The organism is Aeromonas sp. ZOR0002, assembly GCF_963866995.1.
Lineage (GTDB): Bacteria > Pseudomonadota > Gammaproteobacteria > Enterobacterales > Aeromonadaceae > Aeromonas > Aeromonas caviae.
This window is the reverse complement of sequence record NZ_CAWMFQ010000379.1, coordinates 1-6,740: the sequence shown is the minus strand read 5'-3', so window position 1 is coordinate 6,740 and position 6,740 is coordinate 1. Positions and strand designations below refer to the sequence as shown.

6 protein-coding genes and 1 pseudogene are annotated in these 6,740 nt (G+C 62.8%); 3 read left to right on the top strand and 4 right to left on the bottom strand.

Annotated features, from left to right (window positions below; translation table 11 throughout):
• Positions 1-60: 60 nt before the first annotated feature.
• Positions 61-618 carry an NUDIX domain-containing protein gene (locus AACR77_RS20570; RefSeq protein ID WP_010675420.1) on the bottom strand — a complete coding sequence of 186 codons (558 nt, stop codon included), beginning with the start codon at positions 616-618 and terminating at the stop codon, positions 61-63.
• Complete coding sequence (locus AACR77_RS20565; protein ID WP_042881173.1) at positions 615-1,418, bottom strand: DUF2989 domain-containing protein; 804 nt, start codon at positions 1,416-1,418, stop codon at positions 615-617. Before AACR77_RS20565 ends, AACR77_RS20570 begins: the two co-directional genes overlap by 4 nt.
• A 211-nt stretch (positions 1,419-1,629) precedes the next feature.
• On the opposite strand from AACR77_RS20565, the gene AACR77_RS20560 reads away from it, so the two are divergent.
• Positions 1,630-3,063 (top strand): glyceraldehyde-3-phosphate dehydrogenase, encoded by a 1,434-nt coding sequence (locus AACR77_RS20560; RefSeq protein ID WP_042881171.1) that lies wholly within the window; start codon positions 1,630-1,632, stop codon positions 3,061-3,063.
• 60 nt (positions 3,064-3,123) lie between these two features.
• Complete coding sequence (locus AACR77_RS20555) at positions 3,124-3,417, top strand: YeaC family protein (RefSeq protein WP_010675423.1); 294 nt, start codon at positions 3,124-3,126, stop codon at positions 3,415-3,417.
• A gap of 251 nt (positions 3,418-3,668) precedes the next feature.
• On the opposite strand, the gene ansA is transcribed toward AACR77_RS20555, so the two are convergent.
• A complete protein-coding gene (ansA, locus tag AACR77_RS20550) occupies positions 3,669-4,676 on the bottom strand; it encodes an asparaginase (protein ID WP_010675424.1) in 1,008 nt (335 codons plus the stop codon).
• Between the two features lie 490 nt (positions 4,677-5,166).
• Here ansA and gltS point away from each other — a divergent pair, with 490 nt between their 5' ends.
• Complete coding sequence (gltS, locus tag AACR77_RS20545; protein ID WP_042881169.1) at positions 5,167-6,366, top strand: sodium/glutamate symporter; 1,200 nt, start codon at positions 5,167-5,169, stop codon at positions 6,364-6,366.
• 174 nt (positions 6,367-6,540) lie between these two features.
• On the opposite strand, the pseudogene AACR77_RS20540 reads toward gltS, so the two are convergent.
• A pseudogene (locus tag AACR77_RS20540) lies at positions 6,541-6,740 on the bottom strand (methyl-accepting chemotaxis protein); the annotation flags it as partial.

Sequence of the window (6,740 nt, the reverse complement as noted above, 5' to 3'; positions counted from 1 at the left end):
AGATTAGCCTTCCAACACATAATTGGGACAGCGCCTTTTTTTATGGGGCAAGCGGCCTTGTCAGGTCAGCAAGCCGGACGCTTGCCAGCGGTGCAACTCTGCCAGCACCCGGGTCTCTCGCGCCGTCCACTGGGGACAGGGACCCGCCAGCTGGGTCTTGTTGGTCTGCAGGGCCTCGGCCAGGGGGAACCAGCCCGGCGTAAAGCCGAGCCGGATCTCGTAGGGCTGGGGGCGCGGTGCACTCCAGTCCTCCCCGACCCGGCAGAGGTAATAGGACGATCGGATGCAGTAGGCATCGTAATCCGGCTCGCGCGCGGCACGATACTCCCGGGTCTCTCCCAGCAGGGGGCCCACGGCCACCAGCTCGGCGCCACACTCTTCCCGCAGCTCCCGGGCCAGGGCCGCATCGTGCGCCTCCCCGTGCTCGATGCCGCCCCCGGGGAACATGAGATCCCCATTGACGCGGGAGTGCACCAGCAGCAGTCGATCACCACGCATCACCACGGCCCTCACCGTGGCCCGTTCAAGCACCCTGTCCTCGCCGCGGATCTGGCCGTGGACGAGACGGATATCGAAGGGATGGGCCCACTCCCGGACCTCTGTCAGGGTCGGATTCATGGTGTGCGGTAGCTCCCCTGCCTGAGTGCATCGACGATGGTGGCCGCCTGGTCGTCCAGCGTCTCCTGCTCCTCCTTGCCGATGGCATGGTAAATGCCGAGCCGGGTGGCGGAGACCTCGGGGCTCTCCTGGAATGACTCGCTCACCTTGCCCCACAGATAGGCCTGATCAAATCGCTTCTGCCCCATGTAGAGGGTGCTGAGGGCGGTGAGGATCCGGCTGTTGACCTTGTCCCCCTCCCGATAGAGAGAGAGCGCATGGTGCATCAGCCTGATGGCCTTCTCGGGCTCGCTCTTGGCATAAATGCCGCCGAGCGCCAGTTGCAGCTCGGGCTCCTCGAGGCTCGGCGTCCCCTCCTGCGCGAGGAAGCTCACGCGGGCCTCGGGGCTGGTGTTGTTGGTCCAGTGCCAAAGCAGCAGGTAGGGATCCCGGGAGCCCCGGGTCTGCGCGTCCAGTTGCTCCAGTTGACGGCCGGCGGCCAGCATCCCTTCCACTCTGGGGCTCTTCTGCTCCCTGGCCCGCTTGTACTCGATGTTGGTGGAGTGCTCGGCGCACTGCAGATAACGCTCCAGGCCGCGCATCAGATCGTACTTGCGCCTGTCCGTCCCCTCTTCCTGGAGATAGTAACGACCGCGAATGACGTCGCTGCGCTCATAGCGACACCAGCCGTCGTCCACCAGGTCCGCGCACAGGGCGGGATATTGGGAGCAGATGTTGTGGATCCTGTCGTCGTCGCAGGCCGTCAACGTCAGGCAACAAGCGAGGGAAAGCAGTAACGGACGCTGTGAGAATAGGGTCATGGTTCACATCTGGTTGATAACAATCGCAACCCGCACCGGCCACCGCCAACTAGCAAACAGGCTACATATCCATTACAATGCGCGCGCCGTATAAGGCCGCGATTGCAGAATAATATAACGAAACCATCAGCCCTACACTGATCTGCCTTCGACGAATTTCAATTTGCCCAGGCAACTTGCTTCAACAACGTGAAATAAAAGGATCTGGTTAATGACCCACGAGCACTACTTGCAGGCGTGGCAGGAGAGCCAGGAGCTCGCCGAAGCCATGCAACCCTTGATAGGTCGCCTCTACCGACAGCAAGGGATAGAGATCACCCTCTACGGACGCCCCCTGCAAAACGCCTCCACCATCGATATCCTCAAGGCCCACCGGGTCGTTCGCCGCCACCAGGGCACCCCGCTGCCCATCCAGCAAAGCTTCCCTCTCCTGCGCGCCATCGTCGCCCTGAACCCCACCGCCGCCGAAGTCGATCTCGGCAAACTGGCCGTGGGCTACTGGCAGGATCACCAGGATGAAGCCGGCATCGAGGACTATCTGCGTGCCAAGCTGGCACCGGCCCTGAACCGCAGTGCCGTGCCCACCCCGACCGACGTGGTGCTCTACGGCTTCGGCCGCATCGGCCGCCTGCTGGCCCGTCTGCTCATCGAGCGCACCGGCGCCGCCAACTCCCTGCGCCTGCGCGCCATCGTGGTGCGCGGCGGTCGCGACGGGGATCTGGAGAAGCGTGCCAGTCTGCTGCGCCGCGATTCGGTGCACGGCCCCTTCAACGGCTCCATCGAGGTGGATGCAGAACGCAGCGCCATCATCGCCAACGGCACCTTCATCCAGGTGATCTACGCCAACAGCCCGGCCGACATCGACTACACCGCCTACGGCATCGACAATGCGCTGATCGTTGACAACACCGGCGTCTGGCGTGACGAGGCGGGCCTGTCCGAGCACCTCAAGGCCCGCGGCGCCGCCCGGGTGCTGCTGACCGCTCCCGGCAAGGGGGAGATGAAGAACGTGGTGTTCGGGGTCAACCACGAGGTAATCGGGCCGGATGACAAGATAGTCTCCGCCGCCTCCTGCACCACCAACGCCATCACCCCGGTGCTCAAGGTGATGCAGGACAAATACGGCATCCGCCACGGCCACGTGGAGACGGTCCACTCCTACACCAACGATCAGAACCTCATCGACAACTATCACAAGGGCGAGCGCCGCGGTCGCAGCGCCGCCCTCAACATGGTGATGACCAGCACCGGTGCCGCCAAGGCGGTGGCCAAGGCGCTGCCGGAGCTCAAGGGCAAGTTGACCGGCAACGCCATCCGGGTGCCCACACCCAACGTGTCGCTTGCCATCATCAACCTGTCGCTGGAGCAGACCACCGATCGGGAGAACCTCAACGCCTATCTGCAGCAAATGGCACTGAGCTCGGCCCTGCATCGCCAGATCGATTTCAGCGCCAGCACCGAGCTGGTCTCCTCCGACATGGTGGGCTCCCGTTTTGCGGGCATCGTCGACTCCCAGGCTACCATCGCCGAGGGGGATCACTGCGTGCTCTACGTGTGGTATGACAACGAGTTCGGGTACAGTTGTCAGGTAGTACGGGTGATGGAGCAGATGGCTGGCGTAGTCCGCCAGGATCTGCCGGTATAGTCCGACAGGATCTGCCCGCCTGACCCCGTGTTCATGGCTCAATTTTCAAGGAGAGGCCGGATGTCGTCTCAGCAAGTGACGTTTCAACAAGCGATAGCGCAGATGCCCAAAGAGGTGTACGAGCGGCTCAAGACTGCGGTCGAGCTCGGCAAATGGCCGGATGGCAAGCCCCTCACCGAGGAGCAGAAGGCCACTTCCCTGCAGGCCGTGATGGCCTGGCAGGCGATGCACCTTGAGAACCCCGAGCACATGAACATCGGCCGTGACGGCGAGATCGTGATGAAGAGCAAGAGCGAGCTCAAGCGCCAATATCGCGATGAGGAAGAGATAGTGCGGGTCGACCTTAGCCACTGAGGCAGGCCGCACGTCACCTATCGCGGTAACGAAACGAAAGAGGGGAGCCATTATGGCTCCCCTCTTTTTTTCCTCTCTATGCAGGATGACTCATCCCCCTCATCCCCGGCCCTTCTCCCACCAGGGGAGAAGGGAGCTGGCACGCACCTGCGAGCAGTCAGCGGGCCACCTGCCGGCGATCTTCATGGCAAACCTCGCCACCTCGATCTATCCCCTCCCCCGCTGGGAGAGGGTTAGGGTGGGAGGGAAAGTCAGGGGGTCAGTTCACCCCGCAGGGACTGCTGCATCAGCTCGCGGATGCGCGGCGCCGGCAGATCCTGGCTCAGCAGGAAGTGCAGCTTGGTGAGCGCCGCCTCGGCGGTCATGTCAAAGCCCGAGATGACTCCCGCACGGGAGAGGGCGTTGCCGGTGGCATAGCCCCCCATGTTGACCTTGCCGTGCAGGCACTGGCTCAGGTTGACGATGATGACGCCCCGGGCAGATGCCTCGGAGAGCAGCGCCAGCATGGCCGGGTTCTGGGGCGCATTGCCCACCCCGAAGGAGAGCAGGATCAGCGCACGCACCGGCTGTTGCAGGATGTTCGCTATCACCTCAGCCGATATCCCCGGATAGAGGGTCACCACCCCGATGGGCTGGGGGGTGATGTCGTGCAGCACCAGGGGGCGATCGCACGGCACGCCCAGCTCACCTGCCTCCAGGGAGATGGCGATACCGGCATTGAGCAGGGGCGGGTAGTTGGGCGAGTCGAAGGCGTGGAAGCCGTCGGCATGCACCTTCTTGCTGCGGTTGCCGCGATAGAGCTGGTTGTTGAAGAAGAGCGTCACCTCGTGGATCGGGTAGTTGGCCGCGATATAGAGGGCGTTGAGCAGGTTCTGCTGACCGTCCGAGCGCAGCTCGGCCAGGGGGATCTGGGAGCCGGTGATGATGACCGGCTTGTGCAGATCTTCGAGCATGAAGGAGAGCGCAGACGCGGTGAACGACATAGTGTCGGTGCCGTGCAAAATGACGAAACCGTCGTACTTGTCGTAGTTGCCCTTGATATCCTCGGCGATGCGCTGCCAGTCTGCCGGCGTCATGTCGGAAGAGTCGATGAGGGGGGCATATTCGTGGATATGGTAATCGGGCATTTCCGGTCGATGGAACTCGGGCATCCGTGCCAGACAGTCCTCCATGAAGCCCGCCATCGGTACATAACCGTGGTCGGAACGCTGCATCCCTATGGTGCCGCCTGTGTAGGCAATGTAGATGGACTTCTTCACACCCTCTCCTCTCTCTGGACTGGAAACCGGCAAATCAAACAGGGCTCAACCGATACAGCCCCCCGTCCTTCAGATGGTGCGGGCGGGCTCAATATCGGTCATCAGCAGACCTCTTGAGGGTCTGTGTCCTCCCGTGGGGGCGGAACCGGGCGAATTATAAAGAGTGCCGCTGCAAATGACAGCCGCAGCAGCATTGTTGCGATCCGGAGCGCACTCGGCGAGGAAGTTTTAAATGCCATGCTAACACCATGTTTTAATCATTAATGTGACATATGTGGATGTACTTGGTGTTTTTTGCTAGTATCCGGCGGATTTTTCACAAATCTCATCTGGACGCCCGACGAACACGGGCTCGTGTCGACCCCCTCTTTTGCAGAGGGACGGGGCTGCGGCCCCTCTGTCACTGGCGCGTTCGCCACTCTGTTTCATCCCGGCTGGATCCGTGAGTCTTTCTCGCCAAAGACACAGCCGATCAACATGGGAGCACTGAATGCTACAACTTGATGCCTACGCCACCCTGGTCGCCGCGACCCTGGTGCTGCTGCTTGGCCGCCTGCTGGTCAACAAGATAGGACCCCTGCGCACTTTCAACATCCCCAAACCCGTGGCCGGTGGCCTGGTGGTTGCCCTGGTGCTGCTGGTGCTGCGTTCCACCCTGCAGATCGAACTGCAATTTGATACCAGCCTGCAGACGGCCCTGATGCTGACCTTCTTCGCCTCCATCGGCCTCTCCGCCGATCTGGGCAGCCTCAAGCGCGGCGGCAAGGCGGTGGCCACCTTCCTGCTGGTGGTCACCGGCCTGCTGCTGGTGCAGAACACCCTGGGGGTGGGTCTGGCCACCCTGCTGGGGCTGGATCCCCACATGGGGCTGCTGGCCGGCTCCATCACCCTCTCCGGCGGCCACGGCACCGGGGCGGCCTGGGGCTCCATCTTCACCGAGAAATACGGCGTGCAATCCGCCGCCGAGCTGGCGATTGCCTGTGCCACCTTCGGCCTGGTGCTGGGGGGCCTCATCGGCGGCCCGGTGGCCCGTTATCTGGTGAAGAAAGTGCAGGTGCCCGGTGAGGAGCACAACCGTGACGGCGCCCCCCAGGGCTTCGAGATGCCGGACATGGAGCGCCCGCTCACCACCTTCAGCCTGATCGAGACCCTGGCACTCATCGCCATCAGCCTGAAAGGGGGCGAAATGCTGGCCCTCTACCTCAAGGGCGGCGTCTTCGAATTGCCGATCTTCGTCTGCGTGCTCTTTGTCGGCGTGCTGCTGCGCAACCTGCTCACCCTGCTCAACTGGCACGAAGTGAGCGACCGCGAGGTCTCCCTGCTCGGCAACGTCAGCCTGTCGCTCTTCCTCGCCATGGCGCTGATGAGCCTCAGGTTGTGGGAGCTGGCAAGCCTGGCCCTGCCCATCTTCATCCTGCTGGCCGTGCAGACGGTGGCCATGGCGCTCTACGCCATCTTCGTCACCTTCCGGGTCATGGGGCGCAACTATGATGCGGCCGTGCTGGCGGCGGGTCACTGCGGCTTCGGCCTCGGCGCCACCCCCACTGCCATTGCCAACATGCAGGCCATCACCCAGCGCTTTGGCCCCTCCCACCTGGCCTTCCTGGTGGTGCCCATGGTCGGTGCCTTCTTCATCGACATCATCAACGCCGTGGTGATAAAGCTGTTCCTGGCCCTGCCCTTCCTGTGATCCCGGACGCAGGCCCCGTATGACAGAGCCCACCTTGCGGTGGGCTCTTTGCTTGCTGGCCCCTGGACGCTGCCCCGACCCCCACCAAGGGGCCGACGGCAGGCAACAAAAAGCCCCGCACCAAGGTGCGGGGCTTTTTACTGACGCCACGGTAGGACTGCGGCCTGACCTTCCTTACAAAATAAAGGTCGACACCTGCTGGTTCAGGTTGGTGGCACGCCCCTTGAGGTTGTGCGCCTGATCCAGGTCGCGCATGGCGGAAGCGGTGATCTCGTCGCTCACATCCTTGATGGCGGTGGTGTTCTGGGTTATTTCACCGGTCACCTGGGTCTGCTCCTCGGCGGCGGTGGCGATCTGACCCGCCATGTCGGAGA

Bases quoted from the DNA above. Each gene is read 5' to 3' on its own strand.
- AACR77_RS20570 (WP_010675420.1), bottom strand. From the start codon at position 618: ATGAATCCGACCCTGACAGAGGTCCGGGAGTGGGCCCATCCCTTCGAT.
- AACR77_RS20565 (WP_042881173.1), bottom strand. From the start codon at position 1,418: ATGACCCTATTCTCACAGCGTCCGTTACTGCTTTCCCTCGCTTGTTGC.
- AACR77_RS20560 (WP_042881171.1), top strand. From the start codon at position 1,630: ATGACCCACGAGCACTACTTGCAGGCGTGGCAGGAGAGCCAGGAGCTC.
- AACR77_RS20555 (WP_010675423.1), top strand. From the start codon at position 3,124: ATGTCGTCTCAGCAAGTGACGTTTCAACAAGCGATAGCGCAGATGCCC.
- gltS (WP_042881169.1), top strand. From the start codon at position 5,167: ATGCTACAACTTGATGCCTACGCCACCCTGGTCGCCGCGACCCTGGTG.